Here is a 17,239-nt window from a genome sequence, read left to right on the forward strand (position 1 = left end):
AATACCACAGATAAAAAACGGAGAAAATATGTTCAATTTTATAGCGATAATACTTGGTAAGCTCATGAGGTTCATCTATGATATCCTCGCAGTAAACTTCACAGAGCCAGGATCTGTAAGTTTCTATGCCTTATCAATAATCATAATGACCCTATTAGTAAGTCTTATGACAATACCAATAACCATATCAAGTCAAAAACAAGCAGAAAAAGCAAGAAGATTCAAGCCAAAAATGGACGAGATCCAAAAAAAATACGGCTATGACCAACAAGTACTACAAAAAAAGATGCAAGAACTCTACAAAGAAGAAGGCGTAGGACCAGGACTTGGAGGATGTCTACCAATGATAATCCAACTACTCGTAATAATAGCCCTCTTTAGAGTAATGCAAGATACCACAAAGTACGTATTCCCAGAAGGAGTAACCCACCTAAAAACCAACTTCTTTTGGATCGAAAACCTACTAAACCCAGACCCACTATGGTATGGTCTACCCCTACTAACATCCCTATCACAATTTGGTGTAACCCTATTCTCAATGAAGACAAACCCACAAATGCAACAGCAAGGCGGGGCAATGGGATCAATGAACACAATGATGCTAGTAATGCCACTAGCTTACTACTTCTTCTTTGTAAAGCTCCCAGCAGGTCTTCCACTATACTACACCCTATCATCAGTATTTAGATTAATAATAATGGTAGGAATGCACTTATTTATGAGTAAAGATGAGGCAACAGAAAAATGAAAAAATCAGTAATCAAATCAGCAAAAACAGCCGACGAAGCTATAAAACTAGCCCTAGATGAAATAGGCAAAAAGAGAAGCGAAGTAAGTGTAGAAATCCTAGAAGAAGCATCAGCAGGCTTCTTAGGACTCATAGGCGGTAAAGATGCCCTAGTAAGAGTATCATATGAAGAAGACATCAAGGAAGTTTTAGACGACCTAAAAAGCGAAATAGAAGTCGAATCCTTCAAAGAAGCCAGCAAAGACTACGACGTCAAAGAAAGAAGCAGCTACTTCCAAAAAGAAGAAGGCTTAGAAGAAGAAAAAGAGACAATAACAGAAAAAGCTAAAAATCTAGGCGATAAAGTCACAGAAGAAGCAAAAGATTTAGGCGAAAAGGTAAAAGACAAATTCGAAGAAGTAAAAGAAGAAGTAGAAGATGTCTTTGAAGATGACAGCCAAGACGAAGAAACAGAAGAAGTCGAAAGCAAAGACTACGCCCTAAACAAAAAGCGTTCAAACATCGACAACTACTACAAAGCCAAAGAGCTCTTAGAAGAAATCCTAAAAGCCATGCACTTTGAAAACACAAGCGTCATCGGCAACCTCGACGGCCAACTAATCAAGCTAGAAGCAAAAGTAGATGAAAACGACACAGGCATCGCCATAGGCAAAAGCGGATCCACACTAGATGCCATAGAATTCATCATCAGAAAAGCCATCGACTCAAGAGCCAACAGCCTAAGAGTAAACGTAGACATCAACGGCTACAAAAAGCGTCGTGACGAAAAAATCGTAAGACTAGCAAGAGAAACAGCAGAAAAAGTAGCCAAAACCCAAAAATCATGGAACTTACGCTACATGAACTCCTACGAAAGACGCCTAGCCCACGAAGAAATCAGCAAACACAAAAACGTAACAAGCCACTCAGAAGGCCGCGAACCACAAAGATACGTAGTAGTAGACTATGTAGAAGAATAAAAACAAGAGAGCACTCGAAAGGGTGCTCTTTTTTAATGGGGTTTTAGAAGAGGATCTTTGATACGTGATAGAGTAAAGTAACTTATAGTTACCAGATAATAGGAAGGACAACTATGAGCGAACAAGAAAAAGATAATTTCACCAAACCATTTTTAAAATGGGCTGGTGGGAAGAGTCAATTATTGCATGAAATAAGAAAATATTATCCTTTTAATGATCAAATTAATAAATATTGCGAACCTTTTGTTGGAGCTGGAGCAGTTCTTTTTGATATATTGAACAATTTTGATTTAAAAGAGATTTATATAAGCGATATAAATAAAGAAGCAATAAATTTATATAAAGTAATTAGAGATGATGTAGAATATCTAATAGAATTATTAGATGAATTTCAAAAAGAATACCAAGATTTAAATCTTGAGCAAAGAAAAATAATATATTATAGAAATAGGGAAGAATTTAATCTCTTAAAATTATCAGATAATTCTAATAATTTAAGAAAAGCAGCTTTATTCATGTTCTTAAATAAGACGGGATTTAATGGATTATACAGAGAGAATATGAGTGGAGAATTTAATGTACCAATAGGTTCATATAAAAATCCTAAAATTTTAGATAGGGAAAATCTCATAAATGTAAATAAAAAACTTCAAAACGTCAAAATTATCCATGGAGATTATAAAAAATCTGAAGATTTTATAGATTCCAAAACTTTTGTATATTTTGACCCACCTTATAGGCCTATAAAACCAACATCAAATTTCACCGCCTATAATAAAGGTGATTTCAATGATGATGACCAAAGAGAATTGGCAGAATTTTTCAAAAAAATGGATCAAAAATCAGCACATTTATTATTAAGCAATTCGGATCCAAAAAATTATTCTCCAGATGATAATTTTTTTGATGATTTATATGGACAATTTAATATAAATAGAGTAGCTGCTAGGAGATTCATAAATTCTGATAAGAACAATAGAGGATTTATTTACGAGATTTTAGTAAACAACTTCAAGGAGGATAAAAATGAGGGATTTCAACAATTGGCTTTCAACATTCACTAATTATTTAAGGACCTATGAGTATTATGTAGATTTTGAAAAGGTCTATAGGAATGCTAATAAATATAAGGTAGAATTAAACATTTTAAATTCATTGATCGGCTCTAAAAACATCGAAATTGATTTTCATAATTTAGTTGAAAAATATCCAGAATGTTTAAAGGCAGTACCTATTCTTTTAGCGGTAAGATCTATTGAAATTTATGCATTTGATGATAACGGAGATTTTGTATATTCTTTTGATAAGGTAAATCAAAGTCCTGAACAATACATGTATTTTATGAGAGAAACTGGACTCTTTGATTTAATGGAAAATAAAATAACAAGTAATTTATTCGATTATGCTATGGGGGTTGAAACTGGTCTAGATTCAAATGCGAGAAAAAACAGAGGTGGGCATATAATGGAAGAACTAGTTGAAGATTTTATTATAGATGCCGGCTTCGTAAAAGACGTTGATTACTTTAAAGAAATGTATGCGAAGAATGTAGAATCTTTATGGGACATTGATTTAGGTTTGATAGTAAATGAAGGAAAAACAAGCAAAAGGTTCGACTATGTAATAAAAACTGATAATAATATTTATGCAATAGAAACTAACTTCTATAATAGTGGTGGTTCAAAACTTAATGAAACATCAAGGAGTTATAAAAACTTAGCAATAGAAGCCAAAAATATTGAAGGATTTAAATTTATTTGGATAACTGATGGATTTGGCTGGAAGTCAGCAAAGAGAAATCTTCAAGAAACTTTTGAATGTATGGATTTAATTTTTAATATAAATGATTTGAAAAATGGAATATTGAAAGAGGTAATCATATAGATGGTGAAAATTAAAAAATGGGAACCGGATGATTTTGAGTTGGAGATGACTACTCACTGGTCTTTTCCTAAAAGAGGGAATTGGGCAACTCATGATGCAAAATGGCGAGGAAATTGGTCGCCTTACATACCGAGAAATATCCTTTTAAGATATTCGGAAGAAGGTGATTTGGTTCTAGATCAGTTTGCTGGTGGTGGAACTACTTTAGTAGAGGCTAAGTTACTGAACAGAGACATAATAGGTGTTGATGTTAATGATGTCGCTTTAAATAGATGTAAAGAAAAAATTGACTTTAATTTGACTGATAGACCTATGGGGAAAGTTAAGCTTGTTAAAGGAGATGCAAGAGAGCTAGACTTTCTTAAAGATGAAAGCATTGACTTAATTTGCACACATCCTCCTTATGCGGACATTATTAAATATTCAGATGACATAGAAAATGATTTATCTTTACTAAAAATAGATGATTTTTTGAATGAAATGAAAAAAGTGGCTGAAGAATCTTATAGAGTTTTAAAGAAGGATAAGTTTTGTGCAGTATTAATGGGAGATACCAGAAAAAATAAACATATGGTCCATTTAGGATTTGATGTTTTAAAAGTATACGAAGATGCAGGATTTAAACTTAAAGAATTAATAATAAAGGAACAACATAACACAAGAGCAACAGGATTTTGGAAACAAAGAAGTGTCGATTATAATTTTTTATTGATTGCTCATGAGTATTTGTTTATATTAAGAAAATAAGAAGATTTAAAAAGGCAGTAGTTCGTACCTACCGCCTTTTTAAATCTCTTGATTCTCATGGAGAAACGCAATCTTTCTTTTCCTTGATATGGGTCAAGGGCTTTTTTGATTTAAGAGCTGGCTTCTCTTGCTTTTATTATATATAGAGATGCTTATATTTCAAATTTTCTCCCATATGATCCAACATATTGACTTGAAAAATTAGATTTAGCTGCTAAGTTAACAAAAGATTTAAAAAAATATCATAGAGATTAAGTTTTATTTTTGTGCTAAAATATATCAAATTTCTCCACATGGAGGTCGTTTTCTAGGAAGGTGATGAAGTTGTTTAGTTCTTCCTTATCTTTTGGGTAGATGTTGAAGTTTAGGATGAATTTGTCATCTTTAAATCTTAGGTTGTAGCCTTTTTTGTGGAAGTTGTTTTCTTCGACGTAGGTGTCGATTTTTTCTAGGATTTTGGAGTCTTTTGATTCTATTAGGGCGGTGTATTGGGTGTGTCTTTGGAAGATTTCCCCTTTGAACATATAGGATTGGAAGAAGACTATGAATCCTGTGGCTATGATTCCTATGAAATACATACCTGCTCCAAAGGCCATGCCTATTATGGATGTGGTCCAGATGCCTGCTGCTGTGGTGAGTCCTGTGACCCCGTAGTTTTTGACGAAGATGAGGCCTGCTCCTAAGAACCCTACTCCTGATACGATTTGGGCTGCGACTCTTGCTGCATCGAAGTGTTTGACATCGTAGAAGCCGTATTTGGAGATTATCATGGCTAGGCATGCTCCTAGGCAGACTAGGGTGTGGGTTCTGGATCCTGCTGATTTATTTTTGTTTTCTCTTTCGGTTCCTATTATGAAACCTGATGCCAGGGCGAGTGTCATTCTTGCTAGGAGGTAGAGGTTGAAGATATATGATTTGTCCATGGTGCCTTCCTTTATTTTTTAATAAGAAAATTTTCTAATAAGAAAAGCTTGAGTTTTTGCTCAAGCCTTTTGTTTTTTAGTTTTCACCTTCTATGTGGTAGCCGGTGTGAGTTTTTACTGGTTCTACTGTTAGTCTAGCTATATTGTAGGCGTGGTCTCCGATTCTTTCCATGGTTGATAGGATGTCGTTGAAGACGTAGCTTGCCATTGTTGTGATGTCTAGACCTTGTTTTAGTCTCTTGTAGTGGGACTTTCTTAGCTTTACTTCCATTAGGTCAAGGGCGGCTTCGTCTTCTTTTAGCTTGTTATATTTGGCTAAGTCTTTTAGCTCGAAGACTTCTACTGCGCTTGCTATGTTGTTTATTACTAGATCGTAGATTTCGTTTAGGTCTGCTACCGCTTCTTCATTGTAGGATGAACCTGATTCTAGGATTTCGTTGAAGTATTCTGCTAGGTTTTCTCCTAGGTCTGATATTCTTTCGACGTTGATTTGGACTTGTAGGTAGGATTGTAGCTCTGCTTCTATGTCTACTGGAGCCTGGTTTTGTGCAAAGTTTAGTAGGTAGGCTTGGATTTTGGTGTCCATATCGTTGACCATTGACTCAGCTTCTTTGACTGTTTGGTAGTATTTTTTGTCTTTGGTGTTTAGGTATTCCTTGCTGGCCTTGATTGTTTCTAGGGCTACTACTGATTCCTGGATGATGGCTGTCCTTATTTGATCTAGGGCTGCTGCTGGGAATTTTTCGATTAGCATTTCATCAAGTTCTAGGTTGCCTAGGTCGGTCAGGATTGAATCCTTGCCTGGTATTATGTGTCTTAAGAGCCTTGCTGTTTGGCTGATTAGTGGTAAGAAGACTACCATACCTATGAAGTTGAAGGTGAAGTGTCCTACCGCTATGGTCATGAGCTTGTTGGCTCCAATGGCTGCTGCTATGTGCTCTACTAGTATTTTGTATGGGTTTAGGAAGATTAAGAAAATCAATGATACTGACACATTAAAGAGAATGTGAAAGAGTGATGTTCTTTTTGCTGATAGGGATCCTCCCAGACTTGCTAGTATTGCTGTGATACAAGTACCTATGTTTGCACCAAACATGAGGGCTAGGGCGACGTTTAGGTCGATTGCCCCTGATGCAAAGAGGGACTGGGCTATACCGATGAAGGCTGATGATGATTGGATTAGGGCTGTAAGGGCCGCACCGATTATTACTGCTATTATTGGGTTTTGGGCCATATTTGCTACTACATCTTCAAATCCTGGCACATCTTTTAGGGCTGTGAGAGATCCTCCCATCATTTCTAGACCTATGAATAATAGGCCAAAACCTACTAAGATTTCTCCTATGTATTTATTTTTTCTTCTGGCTGAGAACATGAAGATACCTACACCGATTAGGGCTATGAAGTAGGCGAAATATCCTAGATCAAAACCGATTAAGATTGATGTGACTGTGGTACCTATATTTGCTCCAAGGGTTATACCTATGGCTTGTTCTAGGCTCATGATGCCTGCTCTTACGAAGCTTATGGCTATTACTGTTGTTGCTGATGATGATTGGATAAGTCCTGTTATAAAGATTCCGACAAAGACACCCTTGATTGGATTTGAGGTGTATTTTTCTACATAGCCTCTTAATTTTGGGCCTGCAAAGTTGGTTAGGGCATCACCCATTAGACTTATACCAAATAAGAATATGGCTAGCCCACCTGCGATTAGGTTCCATTCTAGGCTAGACAGTGACGATAATTGCATATTTCCTCCAAAAAAAATTTTGCGATTTTCGCTAAGGACTTTTGAATCTGGTCCACTAAATAAAAAATGTTTAGATTATCTTAATAAACTATACTTCTAATATATCATAATTTAGCCCTAAAACCAAAGATTTTATCAAATTTTTTGATAAGAATTCATATTTTTTTAAAAATTCTTTACAAAGGGCTTGGTTCTATGATTTATAAGTCCTGTAAATGTTGACAAATTCCTATTTTCTATTATAATCCTTATGTTAAAGACCACTAGTCAAAGTAGTGGATAATCACTAATTTTATAAGGAGGAATGATGGCAAGTACAATAGCGGCTATATCTACTCCAGCGGGGACTGGTGGGATATCAATTGTCAGAATGAGTGGGGATAAGTCCCTAGAGATTATTAATAAGATTTTTAGGCCTATTAACAATAGGCCAGTTGACCCTGATAAGGACAATAGGTATTTGCGTTATGGAAATATCGTAAATAAGGATGGGGATGTTATAGATGAGGTGATGGTGGCCTTTATGAAGGGGCCTGGCACCTATACTAGAGAAGATGTGTGCGAGATTAACTGTCACGGGTCTTTTATTTCTGTTAGAGAGATTTTAAACCTGCTCTTAGATGAGGGTTGCGAACTTGCAGAGCCTGGTGAATTTACTAAGAGGGCCTTTCTTAATGGAAGGATTGACCTTTCTCAGGCTGAGGCTGTTCTTGATATAATTAATTCGACCAATAAGCTTTCAGCAAGCCAAGGTATCAGCCATTTGCAAGGCTCTCTTAGTAAGAAGATAGAAGATATTAGAAATGACCTAAAGGAGGGCCTTGCCCGTCTAGAATATTCTATTAATTTTACTGAAGATGGGGAAGATTTGCCTGTGTCAGATATAGAAGCCTATTTGATTAAGGCTAAGGATAAGATTGATGAGCTTTCCTCTACTTCTAATAAGGGTAAGCTTGTAAAAGATGGTATAAATACGACAATTATCGGTAAGCCAAATGTGGGCAAGTCCTCTCTTATGAATGTTCTTCTTGATGAGAATAGGGCTATTGTTACAGATATACCAGGTACAACCCGTGACCTTATTACAGAATATATTTCCCTGGGAGATTTTACCCTTAAGATAAACGACACGGCAGGTATTAGGGATACTGATGATTTGGTTGAAAAAATCGGAGTTGATAAGTCAATTGACTTGGTAGATAAGTCTGACCTTATCCTTGCGATTTTTGACCTATCTAGGGATTTTGATGAAGAAGACCAAAAGATTTTAGACCTTATCAAGGATAAGAACGCTATAATTATCCTCAATAAGACTGACCTTGACCCTGTTTTTGATGAGAAAGTTTTTGATCTAAATCTACCAATCATTAGGACATCTATGACCGACCTTTTGGGTATAAAGGAATTGGAAGATACAATTAGAGATATTTTTGATACCAAGGATTTAAATAGGGAATCAGTCCTTATTACCAATACTAGACATGAAAGGCTCCTAGCTTCTGCTAGAGAAAAGCTTGCTTCATCCCTTCACGATATGCAGATGGGAGTGCCTATAGATGCTTGTGAGGTGGACCTATCTTCTGCCTATGAAGATCTGGGTCTAATAATTGGTGAGAGTGTATCAGGAGAGATAATGGATAAAGTATTTAAGGAGTTTTGCGTTGGAAAATAGAAAATATAAGGCTGGATCCTACGATGTAGTTGTCGTTGGGGCTGGCCATGCAGGATGTGAAGCGGGCCTTGCAGCAGCTAGACTTGGCATGAAGACCCTAGTACTTACAACATCTATGGAGTCAGTGGCAGATATGCCTTGCAATCCAAATATAGGTGGTACTGGCAAGGGCCATATAGTAAGGGAAATTGACGCCCTGGGTGGAGAGATGGCAATAAATATTGACAAGACTTTCATACAATCAAGGATGCTCAATACCTCAAAGGGACCGGCTGTTCATTCGCTTAGGGTTCAGGCTGATAAGAGACGCTACCACGAAGAGATGAAAAAGGTCTTAGAAGATGAGCCAAACCTTGATTTATTTGAGCAGGAAGTAGATAAGATTAATTATGAAGATGGAAAAATTGTTTCATGTGAAACAGTTCAAGGGGCAATCTTTGAAACAAAGGCTCTTATAATTTGTACAGGCACCTACCTAAATGGAACAATATTAATCGGTGATTATGCTAAAGTAAGTGGTCCTCATGGCTTATCAGCAGCGACCTTCTTAAGCGATTCCTTAAATGAAATGGGCTTTTATATCCGCAGATTTAAGACAGGAACACCTGCAAGGATTCATAGGTCTTCCGTAAATTATGAAAAGACTACAGTCCAAGCAGGTGATAGCGAAGTAATACCATTTTCCTTTATAAATGAAGGCAAGGATTTTTCTGATAGGCAGCAAGAAAATTGCTTCCTTACCTATACCACAGAAAAGACCAAGGAGATCATCATGGATAACCTTGAAAGGTCACCAATTTATGGGGGCAAGGTCAAGGGCATAGGTCCTAGGTATTGTCCATCAATTGAAGATAAGATGGTAAGATTCCCAGATAGGGATATCCACCAAGTTTTTATCGAACCAGAAAGCCTTTCAACAAATGAGATGTATGTTCAAGGGGTATCTTCATCCCTTCCACAGGAGGTTCAGGAAGAATTTTACAGGACAATTATCGGTCTTGAAGATGTAAAGATAATGAGACCTGCCTATGCTATTGAATATGACATGATCGATACCAGACAGCTAAAGAGAACCTTGGAATCAAAAGATTATGAAGGACTTTATTTTGCAGGCCAAATCAATGGCTCATCAGGATATGAGGAAGCTGCAGGTCAGGGCCTTGTGGCAGGGATCAATGCAGCCCTTAAGATAAAGGGTGAAGATGAATTTATTCTAGATAGGTCAGATGCCTATATAGGGGTCCTAATTGATGACCTAGTCACAGAAGGAACTAACGAGCCTTATAGGATGATGACTTCAAGATGCGAGTACAGGCTAACCATGAGACAGGACAATGCCGACCAAAGATTATCCAAAAAGGGCCACGACATCGGCCTTGTGTCTGATGAACGCTATCAAAAGATGCTTGATAAGAGGGCTATGATAGAAAATGAGATTGATAGGCTTAAAGACGTCCACATTACACCAAAGGATGAAACAAACAAGGCCCTAGAAGAAATGGGTTCTACTGTTCTTAATAAGGGCCTAAGCTTATATGAGCTTATAAAAAGACCTGAAATCACCTATCAGATGACAGAAATTTTTGACCAAGAAAGGCCAGACCTTCCTAAGTATATAAAAATCCAAGTTCAAACAGAAATCAAATACGAAGGCTATATCAAAAAGCAAATGGCAGATATAGAAAAATTCAAAAAGCTAGAAGGTCATAAATTATCAGCAGATATCGACTACAGCCAAATAAAAGGACTTAAGAAGGAATCAGCAGAAAAGCTTAACGAAATCAAGCCAGAATCAATCGGCCAAGCTAGCCGTATATCTGGAGTAAGCCCAGCTGATGTTAACGTGCTTTTGATTAGACTAAAGACAGGAGAGCTTTATGGATAAGAAGTATCAAATCTATACAGACTATCTTTTGGAAGTCAATTCCCACACCAACCTAACAACAATCACAGACCCGGATGAAATTGAGCTAAAGCATTTCAAGGATTCCCTTACAGTTATAGACTATATTAAGGAAGGTGACAAGGTCCTTGACATAGGTGCTGGGGCTGGTTTTCCTGGTATACCACTAAGGATTGAAAAGGACTTTGACCTTACTCTAATAGATTCTGTGAACAAAAAGGTCAATTTTATGAACCAAGTAATAGAAAAGCTTGACTTAAAAAATGCTAGGGCCATCCACACCAGAGCAGAAGATTTTGCCAAGGACCATAGGGAGGGCTTTGACCTTGTCGTATCCCGTGCTGTGGCAAATATGGCAACCTTATCAGAGTTATGCTTGCCTTTCGTCAAGGTCGGTGGACTTTTCATTGCCCTTAAGGGGCCAAAGGCAGATGAGGAAGTGGAAAATGCTGCCAATGCCCTAGAGATTTTGGGCGGAGAAGTGATAAAAATGGAAAAGCTCGACCTTGACGGCAATGAAAGGGTAAATGTCATTGTCAAAAAGGTAAGATCTTGCAAGAAAAGCTACCCAAGGGGACAAAATCTCCCAAAGAGAAAACCCCTTTAATGTTTCATATGAAACAAAGGAGTCTATATGAAATTTTTAAAATCATTACTTGTTATAGTATTATTTCTAGCCTTTAATATAGTAATAGATGCTCTTACAGGTGTCTTTATTCCAGGCCTTATAGCAGTCCTAAAAACAGGAGACTTCCTTAAGTCTGCTAATTATATGGTCTACGGGCTCTTGGCAGGCCAATTAGTAAAGCTTACCATCCTTGCCATATATATGGATAAGCGTGATAAGACTTTTTATAGAAATTTTACTCAAAGGTATATAAAAAATGAAAAACTTGAAAATCCTATAAGATTTGTAGGAATCGGCTTAGGTACAGTTGGCTTTGGTCTACTCTTAACGAATATTATAATGAAGGCCATGGCGGGTACAGAACTACTTGCATCAGCCCTAAACCTTATGGAAAATGCCTTCAATGCTCATACTAATCTTGATGGTCTAGTATTAATACTTACAGTTGCAGTTGGGGCACCAATAGTCGAAGAGCTTCTTTTTAGGGGAGTCCTCTTTGAAGAGCTTAATAGGTTTGTTTCTGTAAAGACAACAATCTTTCTAACAGCGTTGATTTTTAGTTTGTATCATTTTAATATACTCCAGTCCCCAAATACTTTTGTTATGGGTTTGGTACTGGCATGGACCTATTATAAGACCAGATCCATAAAAGCTTCTATTATAATCCACGCTACAAATAATATCCTAGCCTTGATACCGATAATCGACCAAGGTCTTAGCCCAATAGGCATTGGTATTTATATAATATTTATGGTCATAGGAATATATTCACTTACAACACTTAGGCAAAAGGCCTAGGTGTTTTTTGTTTCACAAAATTAGATTTTATAAGCTTATGAAGTAAAATATAAGTATAAAAGTTTCACGTGAAACATTAAGGTGGTTATAATGAAAGCTATAATTTATTCGGTAGGTACAGAAATCCTACTAGGATCAATATTAGATACAAATTCTAAATTTATTGCAGAAAGGCTCCAGGACCTGGGCATAAATTTATATAAGATGGAAACCATAGGTGATAATCCGGATAGACTTTATCAAGGGCTTAAGGAAGCTGATGGGGTCTATGACTATATATTTATAACAGGTGGCCTTGGACCGACAGAAGATGACATTACAAAAGAAGTGGCAGTAAAAGTCTGCGGGCTTGAAGATGAGATGGTTCTTGACCCATATTCCTATGAAGAACTTAGGAGATATTTTGAAAATAAAAATAAGGCTATGGAAGTTAATAGAAAACAAGCCGTATTTCCTAAGTCAGCAGTGATTTTAAAAAATACCCAAGGGACAGCACCAGGTTGCATCTTAGAATCAAAAAATAAGTCTAAGTACATACTTATGCCTGGGCCACCAAACGAGATGAGAAATATGTTTGATACGGAAGTAACACCGAAGCTTGTAACAGATAGGCATATAAGGTCTATAAACTGCAAGATAGGTCTTCTTGGAGAATGGGATGTGGCTAGCAGGATTGACCTTTCTGGAACTGACCCAACCATAAGCCCTTATGCCAAGACTAGCGGTGTAGAGCTAAGGATAACAGCTTCTGGTCCTGATGAAGAAAGCCTAAATAAGTCTTTAGAAAGAGGACTAAAAAGTGTGAAAGATGCTTTTGAAGGCCTAGTTATAACTACTGATGATAGGGCTCGTGAATCAGTCTTAATAGATGAGCTGAGAAATAAGAGAGAGACAGTCTCAACTGCTGAATCAATAACGGGAGGCTTAATTGCAAGCTCTATTATAGATATAAGCGGGGCAAGCGATGTGCTTAAGGAATCCTTTGTGACTTATTCTAATGAAGCCAAGCATAGAATATTAGGTGTTTCATATGAAACAATCGATAAGTACGACGTGGTTAGCAAGGAAGTTGTAAGCGAAATGCTTGATGGACTTGATTCTGACCTAAGAATAGCCACATCTGGCTATGCCCATTTGGGAATAGCCTATGTAGGAGTCTCCTATAAAGGAAAAAAATATATAAGGCAGGTAAAGGTCAAGGGCGAACGCAACAAGGTAAGACGTGTGTGCAAGAATAAGGCCATTGACATGAGTATTTTAATAGTAAGAGGTGTATATGAAGATTATATCAGTTTTTAATCAAAAGGGAGGAGTAGGAAAAACTACTACAGTTGTAAACCTAGCAGTAGCCCTTGCCTACCTAGACAAGAAGGTTTTAGTAATAGATATGGATCCCCAAGCCAATGCCACAACAGGTTTGGGCATAGATAAAAATAAGGTTGAGACATCTATCTATGACTTATTTTATTTTACAAGTCCTGAAGATGATAAAGCAGAAGTAACCGAGGGTGACATAGCAGAAGATAATACTGAAGAAGAAAAGACAGTTGAAGAAAATACAGAAGAGTCTTTAGAAAATATAGATAAGTATATAATAAAGACAAAATCTGGAGTAGACTTAATTCCTTCAGAAAATTCTCTTTCAGGTCTTGAAGTCGAGCTTGTAGAGCTTGATCCAGTAGAAAGAACCCAGAAGCTTAAGACAATTTTAGGTGCTATAAAGACCGAGTATGACTTTATCCTCATAGACTTACCACCTTCACTAGGACTCTTATCAATAAATGCTCTAGTAGGATCAAACTCTATAATTATTCCAATACAGACAGAATACTATGCTCTTGAGGGAGTAAGCGAACTTATGAATACTTTTGAGCTTGTGAAAGAATCTCTAAATAAGGACTTATATGTAGAAGGAGTCCTCCTATCTATGTTTGATAAGAGGACAAAACTTGCTTATGAAGTAGTTGAAGAAGTAAAGAAATATTTCAAAAATAGGGTCTTTATGACAATGATACCTAGAAATGTAAAACTTGCTGAAGCACCATCCCATGGCAAGTCAGCGGTAGAATATGATCCAAAAAGCCAGGGAGCTATGGCCTACATCAGCCTAGCTCAAGAAATATCGGAGGACGTATGAATAAGAAAAGAAGCCTAGGCAGGGGCCTATCATCTCTTATACCTGATGCTAAAGATACAAATCATGAAGGCAGGATAATAAAGGTCTCTCTTGATAAGATTAAGGCTAGGGAAGGCCAGCCAAGAAAAACTTTTGACCAAAAGGGTCTGGAAGATTTGGCAAGGTCAATAAAGGAATATGGCCTTTTAAATCCAATAAGCCTATCAAAAGCTGGTGACCATTACGAAATTCTAGCAGGAGAGCGTAGGTATAGGGCAAGCCTTCTAAATGGAGCTACTGAAATAGAAGCCATAATCAAAGACTATGAAGATAAGGATATAGAAATTTTATCACTTATAGAAAATGTCCAAAGGGAAGATTTATCTTCTATAGAAGAAGCCACAGCTTACAAGAAGCTTTATGAAACATATAACTTAACCCAAGATCAGATAGCAGAAAAGATGGGTAAGTCCAGGTCCTATATAGCAAATACCATGAGGCTATTAAAGCTAGAAGATTCTGAAAAAGAAGCTCTAAATAAGGGTGAAATTTCATCATCACAAGCCAGAAGCCTTCTTTCTTTAAAAGATGAGGATGATAGAAAAAAGGCTCTTGAAGATTATAAAAATAAGAAAACTGTCGTAAGGGAAGTAGAAGAACTATCCAGAGCGAAGGCTGATAAGCCTAGCAAAGAAGAAGGTCCAAAAACTATAGAAAACGAAAAGCACAAGGGTAAATACCTAGACCTAAGCAAGGATACTAAAGATACTAAGGAAGAAAAGCTACCAAACCTTGACCAACTCCTCTTTGATGACTTTGAAGAAAAATTCATGGATAAGCTTTCAACCAAAGTATCTATAAAGAAGGATAAGGATACTTATAGGCTAGTAATAGATTGCTATTCTATAGAAGATTTGGAAAATATTTATAAGAGGCTTGGTGAAGATGATTAATTCTTATTCGATTGAGAAACTCTTAGGAGAGATTAGAAGGCCAAGTGCTAACCCAGGCGGTGGAGCTCTTGTAATAATGATTGCTAATATGGCAGTAAATCTAATCTTTATGATGGATAAGAAGGACTACGGGGCTAAGAATGATCAGGCAAATGTTTCACGTGAAACATTAAATCATATCTCAGACCTACTAACAGACCTTGCTGATGAGGATATAAAATATGCGACAATCTTGGTGGATAAGTGCATAAAGGAAAAAAATGTCGATGAAAAATATTTTATAGATGCTGCAAGGCCACAAATTAAGCTAAGTACCCTAATCTTAGAGGCTATGAAGCATTTAGGATTTTTTCTAGAAAATGGAAAATCTTATACAATTTCAGATGGGGAGATTGCAAATATCCTCCTTAAGGCTGCAATTGATGCAAGCCTACCAACAATTGATATAAATTTAAATCAAACAAATTTTAAGTATAATATAGATGAAGTAAAAAATGAAGCTGAAAAGCTTTATGAAAAAAATCTAATTATTATAGAAAGAAGGAAATCTTGACAGGATTATATATAGGAATGGGATGCTTGGCACTTGTTGTAGTCATACAATTTGCTATGATTAAGTCCCTACAAAATAGAACACGCAGACAAAAACAAAGATACGATCACCTCCTAAGAGGCAATGACCCAGATGTAAACATAGAAGAGCTATTAAATAGGCTAAATGACCAGATAGAATCATCCCATAAGGAGCTAAAAAATATAAATAAAACAGCAGCAGATGCAAAAGACACAACAATGGGCGCTGTAAGCAATATATCTACAGTTCACTTCGATGCCTTTGAAGGACAAAGCAGAGAACTTTCTTTCTGCCTATGTATGCTTGATAATTTTCATAATGGAATTATCCTAACTAGTCTATATGGAGATAACACTTCAAACGTCTATTTAAAGGAAGTTGTAAGTGGTAAGGCTAGGGAAGAATTATCTGAGGCTGAGGAAGAGGCTTTAAAAAAGGCTAAAAGATAAAAAATAACTAGCAATTTAATATATTTTACAATATAATATTAGTAATAAAATTAAGTATAAAAATTAGGAGGACTTAATGGCACAAGTAGGTATTTTAGATCAAGCGATAAAAACTATAGAAGGAAAAAACCTTACCATTGTCTTACCAGAAGGTAAAGACGAGAGAGTTTTGGAAGCAGCTATTAGACACCAAGAAGAAGGTTTATTACAACCAATCGTATTAGGTGACCAAGGAGAAATCCAAAAAACAGCCGACAAATTAGGCAAGAGCATATCTAATATAAAGATATTAAATCCAGAAACATTTGAAAAATTTGATGAATTGGTTGATTCTTTTACAGAAATTAGAAAAGGAAAAATAGACAGAGAAGAAGCAGAATTTATCCTAAGAAGAGATTTAAACTACTTCGGTGTTATGCTTGTTAAATCAGGTTATGCAGATGGTCTTGTATCAGGTGCAATCCACACAACAGCAGACACTATTAGACCTGCCCTACAAATTATAAGAACCAAACCTGGTCAAAAGAGAGTATCAGGTGTTATGGTAATGTTAGGACCAAACGGTGAACAATTAGTATTTGCAGATACTGCGGTAAATATAACCCTAGAAGCTGATGAGCTTGCAGAAGTTGCAGTAGAAACAAGCCACACTGCTAAATCATTTGGTATCGACCCATATGTAGCACTTTTATCATTCTCAACCCTAGGCTCTGCTCACCATGACCTAGCTACAAAGGTTGCAAGAGCTACAGCAATAGCAAGAGACCTTGACCCAGAATTAAGAGTAGAAGGAGAAATCCAATTTGATGCAGCAATAGATCCAAAAACAGCTGCTAATAAGGCACCAAAATCAGATGTAGCTGGTAAGTGTAATGTATTTATCTTCCCAGACCTACAAGCAGGAAACATCGGTTATAAAATAGCACAAAGACTTGGCGGTTACAAAGCCCTAGGACCAATACTCCAAGGACTAAATGCACCAGTTAACGACCTTTCAAGAGGTTGTTCAGCTCAAGATGTATATGAAATAGCTATTATAACAGCAATGCAAGCATCAGAAAGAGCAAGAGAAGCAGCAGAAAGAGCCGCTTCAAGCAAATAAGAAAATATATAAGGGCAATCTTTTTGGATT

17 protein-coding genes are annotated in these 17,239 nt (G+C 36.6%); 15 read left to right on the top strand and 2 right to left on the bottom strand.

Annotated elements, in window-relative coordinates; all coding sequences use genetic code 11:
• Positions 1-28 precede the first annotated feature (28 nt).
• The 5 genes from NH286_RS04930 to NH286_RS04950 all read left to right on the top strand — a co-directional run bounded on the left by NH286_RS04930 (position 29) and on the right by NH286_RS04950 (position 4,338).
• Positions 29-748, top strand: coding sequence for a YidC/Oxa1 family membrane protein insertase (locus NH286_RS04930; protein ID WP_265237334.1), 720 nt, complete (start codon positions 29-31; stop codon positions 746-748).
• Entirely contained in the window at positions 745-1,707 is a 963-nt protein-coding gene (gene jag / locus NH286_RS04935; protein ID WP_265237335.1) for an RNA-binding cell elongation regulator Jag/EloR, read from the top strand. Before NH286_RS04930 ends, jag begins: the two co-directional genes overlap by 4 nt.
• A 113-nt stretch (positions 1,708-1,820) precedes the next feature.
• The gene (locus tag NH286_RS04940) at positions 1,821-2,771 is read left to right on the top strand and encodes a DNA adenine methylase (RefSeq protein ID WP_265237336.1); all 951 of its coding nucleotides are present in this window, start codon (positions 1,821-1,823) and stop codon (positions 2,769-2,771) included.
• Positions 2,734-3,591 (top strand): type II restriction endonuclease, encoded by an 858-nt coding sequence (locus NH286_RS04945; RefSeq protein WP_265237337.1) that lies wholly within the window; start codon positions 2,734-2,736, stop codon positions 3,589-3,591. The genes NH286_RS04940 and NH286_RS04945 overlap by 38 nt, the downstream gene beginning before the upstream one ends.
• Entirely contained in the window at positions 3,592-4,338 is a 747-nt protein-coding gene (locus NH286_RS04950; RefSeq protein ID WP_265237338.1) for a TRM11 family SAM-dependent methyltransferase, read from the top strand.
• A 269-nt stretch (positions 4,339-4,607) separates the two neighbouring features.
• On the opposite strand, the gene NH286_RS04955 is transcribed toward NH286_RS04950, so the two are convergent.
• Both NH286_RS04955 and NH286_RS04960 read right to left on the bottom strand, forming a co-directional pair.
• On the bottom strand, positions 4,608-5,261 hold the full coding sequence (locus NH286_RS04955) for an MgtC/SapB family protein (protein ID WP_265237339.1): 654 nt from the start codon (positions 5,259-5,261) through the stop codon (positions 4,608-4,610).
• A 76-nt stretch (positions 5,262-5,337) separates the two neighbouring features.
• On the bottom strand, positions 5,338-7,014 hold the full coding sequence (locus NH286_RS04960; RefSeq protein ID WP_265237340.1) for a Na/Pi cotransporter family protein: 1,677 nt from the start codon (positions 7,012-7,014) through the stop codon (positions 5,338-5,340).
• Between the two features lie 307 nt (positions 7,015-7,321).
• Here NH286_RS04960 and mnmE point away from each other — a divergent pair, with 307 nt between their 5' ends.
• From mnmE to pta, 10 genes are all read left to right on the top strand, one after another.
• The gene (mnmE, locus tag NH286_RS04965) at positions 7,322-8,686 is read left to right on the top strand and encodes a tRNA uridine-5-carboxymethylaminomethyl(34) synthesis GTPase MnmE (RefSeq protein WP_265237342.1); all 1,365 of its coding nucleotides are present in this window, start codon (positions 7,322-7,324) and stop codon (positions 8,684-8,686) included.
• Positions 8,676-10,571, top strand: coding sequence for a tRNA uridine-5-carboxymethylaminomethyl(34) synthesis enzyme MnmG (gene mnmG, locus NH286_RS04970; RefSeq protein ID WP_265237344.1), 1,896 nt, complete (start codon positions 8,676-8,678; stop codon positions 10,569-10,571). Before mnmE ends, mnmG begins: the two co-directional genes overlap by 11 nt.
• Positions 10,564-11,196: a 16S rRNA (guanine(527)-N(7))-methyltransferase RsmG gene (gene rsmG / locus NH286_RS04975; RefSeq protein ID WP_265237346.1), complete on the top strand. Its 633-nt coding sequence runs from the start codon at positions 10,564-10,566 to the stop codon at positions 11,194-11,196. The genes mnmG and rsmG overlap by 8 nt, the downstream gene beginning before the upstream one ends.
• Positions 11,197-11,223: 27 nt before the next feature.
• A complete protein-coding gene (locus NH286_RS04980) occupies positions 11,224-12,015 on the top strand; it encodes a CPBP family intramembrane glutamic endopeptidase (RefSeq protein ID WP_265237348.1) in 792 nt (263 codons plus the stop codon).
• A gap of 90 nt (positions 12,016-12,105) precedes the next feature.
• Complete coding sequence (locus NH286_RS04985; protein WP_265237350.1) at positions 12,106-13,314, top strand: CinA family nicotinamide mononucleotide deamidase-related protein; 1,209 nt, start codon at positions 12,106-12,108, stop codon at positions 13,312-13,314.
• Complete coding sequence (locus NH286_RS04990) at positions 13,292-14,152, top strand: ParA family protein (RefSeq protein ID WP_265237352.1); 861 nt, start codon at positions 13,292-13,294, stop codon at positions 14,150-14,152. Before NH286_RS04985 ends, NH286_RS04990 begins: the two co-directional genes overlap by 23 nt.
• The gene (locus tag NH286_RS04995; protein ID WP_265237354.1) at positions 14,149-15,084 is read left to right on the top strand and encodes a ParB/RepB/Spo0J family partition protein; all 936 of its coding nucleotides are present in this window, start codon (positions 14,149-14,151) and stop codon (positions 15,082-15,084) included. Before NH286_RS04990 ends, NH286_RS04995 begins: the two co-directional genes overlap by 4 nt.
• On the top strand, positions 15,077-15,637 hold the full coding sequence (locus NH286_RS05000) for a cyclodeaminase/cyclohydrolase family protein (RefSeq protein ID WP_106461809.1): 561 nt from the start codon (positions 15,077-15,079) through the stop codon (positions 15,635-15,637). The genes NH286_RS04995 and NH286_RS05000 overlap by 8 nt, the downstream gene beginning before the upstream one ends.
• Positions 15,634-16,107 (top strand): DUF4446 family protein, encoded by a 474-nt coding sequence (locus NH286_RS05005; RefSeq protein WP_265214032.1) that lies wholly within the window; start codon positions 15,634-15,636, stop codon positions 16,105-16,107. The genes NH286_RS05000 and NH286_RS05005 overlap by 4 nt, the downstream gene beginning before the upstream one ends.
• A 76-nt stretch (positions 16,108-16,183) precedes the next feature.
• Positions 16,184-17,209, top strand: coding sequence for a phosphate acetyltransferase (gene pta, locus NH286_RS05010; RefSeq protein WP_106461264.1), 1,026 nt, complete (start codon positions 16,184-16,186; stop codon positions 17,207-17,209).
• Positions 17,210-17,239: the final 30 nt, after the last annotated feature.

This window comes from Anaerococcus sp. NML200574, from assembly GCF_026131665.1.
GTDB lineage: Bacteria > Bacillota > Clostridia > Tissierellales > Peptoniphilaceae > Anaerococcus > Anaerococcus kampingae.

Bases quoted from the DNA above. Each gene is read 5' to 3' on its own strand.
- NH286_RS04930 (WP_265237334.1), top strand. From the start codon at position 29: ATGTTCAATTTTATAGCGATAATACTTGGTAAGCTCATGAGGTTCATC.
- jag (WP_265237335.1), top strand. From the start codon at position 745: ATGAAAAAATCAGTAATCAAATCAGCAAAAACAGCCGACGAAGCTATA.
- NH286_RS04940 (WP_265237336.1), top strand. From the start codon at position 1,821: ATGAGCGAACAAGAAAAAGATAATTTCACCAAACCATTTTTAAAATGG.
- NH286_RS04945 (WP_265237337.1), top strand. From the start codon at position 2,734: ATGAGGGATTTCAACAATTGGCTTTCAACATTCACTAATTATTTAAGG.
- NH286_RS04950 (WP_265237338.1), top strand. From the start codon at position 3,592: ATGGTGAAAATTAAAAAATGGGAACCGGATGATTTTGAGTTGGAGATG.
- NH286_RS04955 (WP_265237339.1), bottom strand. From the start codon at position 5,261: ATGGACAAATCATATATCTTCAACCTCTACCTCCTAGCAAGAATGACA.
- NH286_RS04960 (WP_265237340.1), bottom strand. From the start codon at position 7,014: ATGCAATTATCGTCACTGTCTAGCCTAGAATGGAACCTAATCGCAGGT.
- mnmE (WP_265237342.1), top strand. From the start codon at position 7,322: ATGGCAAGTACAATAGCGGCTATATCTACTCCAGCGGGGACTGGTGGG.
- rsmG (WP_265237346.1), top strand. From the start codon at position 10,564: ATGGATAAGAAGTATCAAATCTATACAGACTATCTTTTGGAAGTCAAT.
- NH286_RS04980 (WP_265237348.1), top strand. From the start codon at position 11,224: ATGAAATTTTTAAAATCATTACTTGTTATAGTATTATTTCTAGCCTTT.
- NH286_RS04985 (WP_265237350.1), top strand. From the start codon at position 12,106: ATGAAAGCTATAATTTATTCGGTAGGTACAGAAATCCTACTAGGATCA.
- NH286_RS04990 (WP_265237352.1), top strand. From the start codon at position 13,292: ATGAAGATTATATCAGTTTTTAATCAAAAGGGAGGAGTAGGAAAAACT.
- NH286_RS04995 (WP_265237354.1), top strand. From the start codon at position 14,149: ATGAATAAGAAAAGAAGCCTAGGCAGGGGCCTATCATCTCTTATACCT.
- NH286_RS05000 (WP_106461809.1), top strand. From the start codon at position 15,077: ATGATTAATTCTTATTCGATTGAGAAACTCTTAGGAGAGATTAGAAGG.
- pta (WP_106461264.1), top strand. From the start codon at position 16,184: ATGGCACAAGTAGGTATTTTAGATCAAGCGATAAAAACTATAGAAGGA.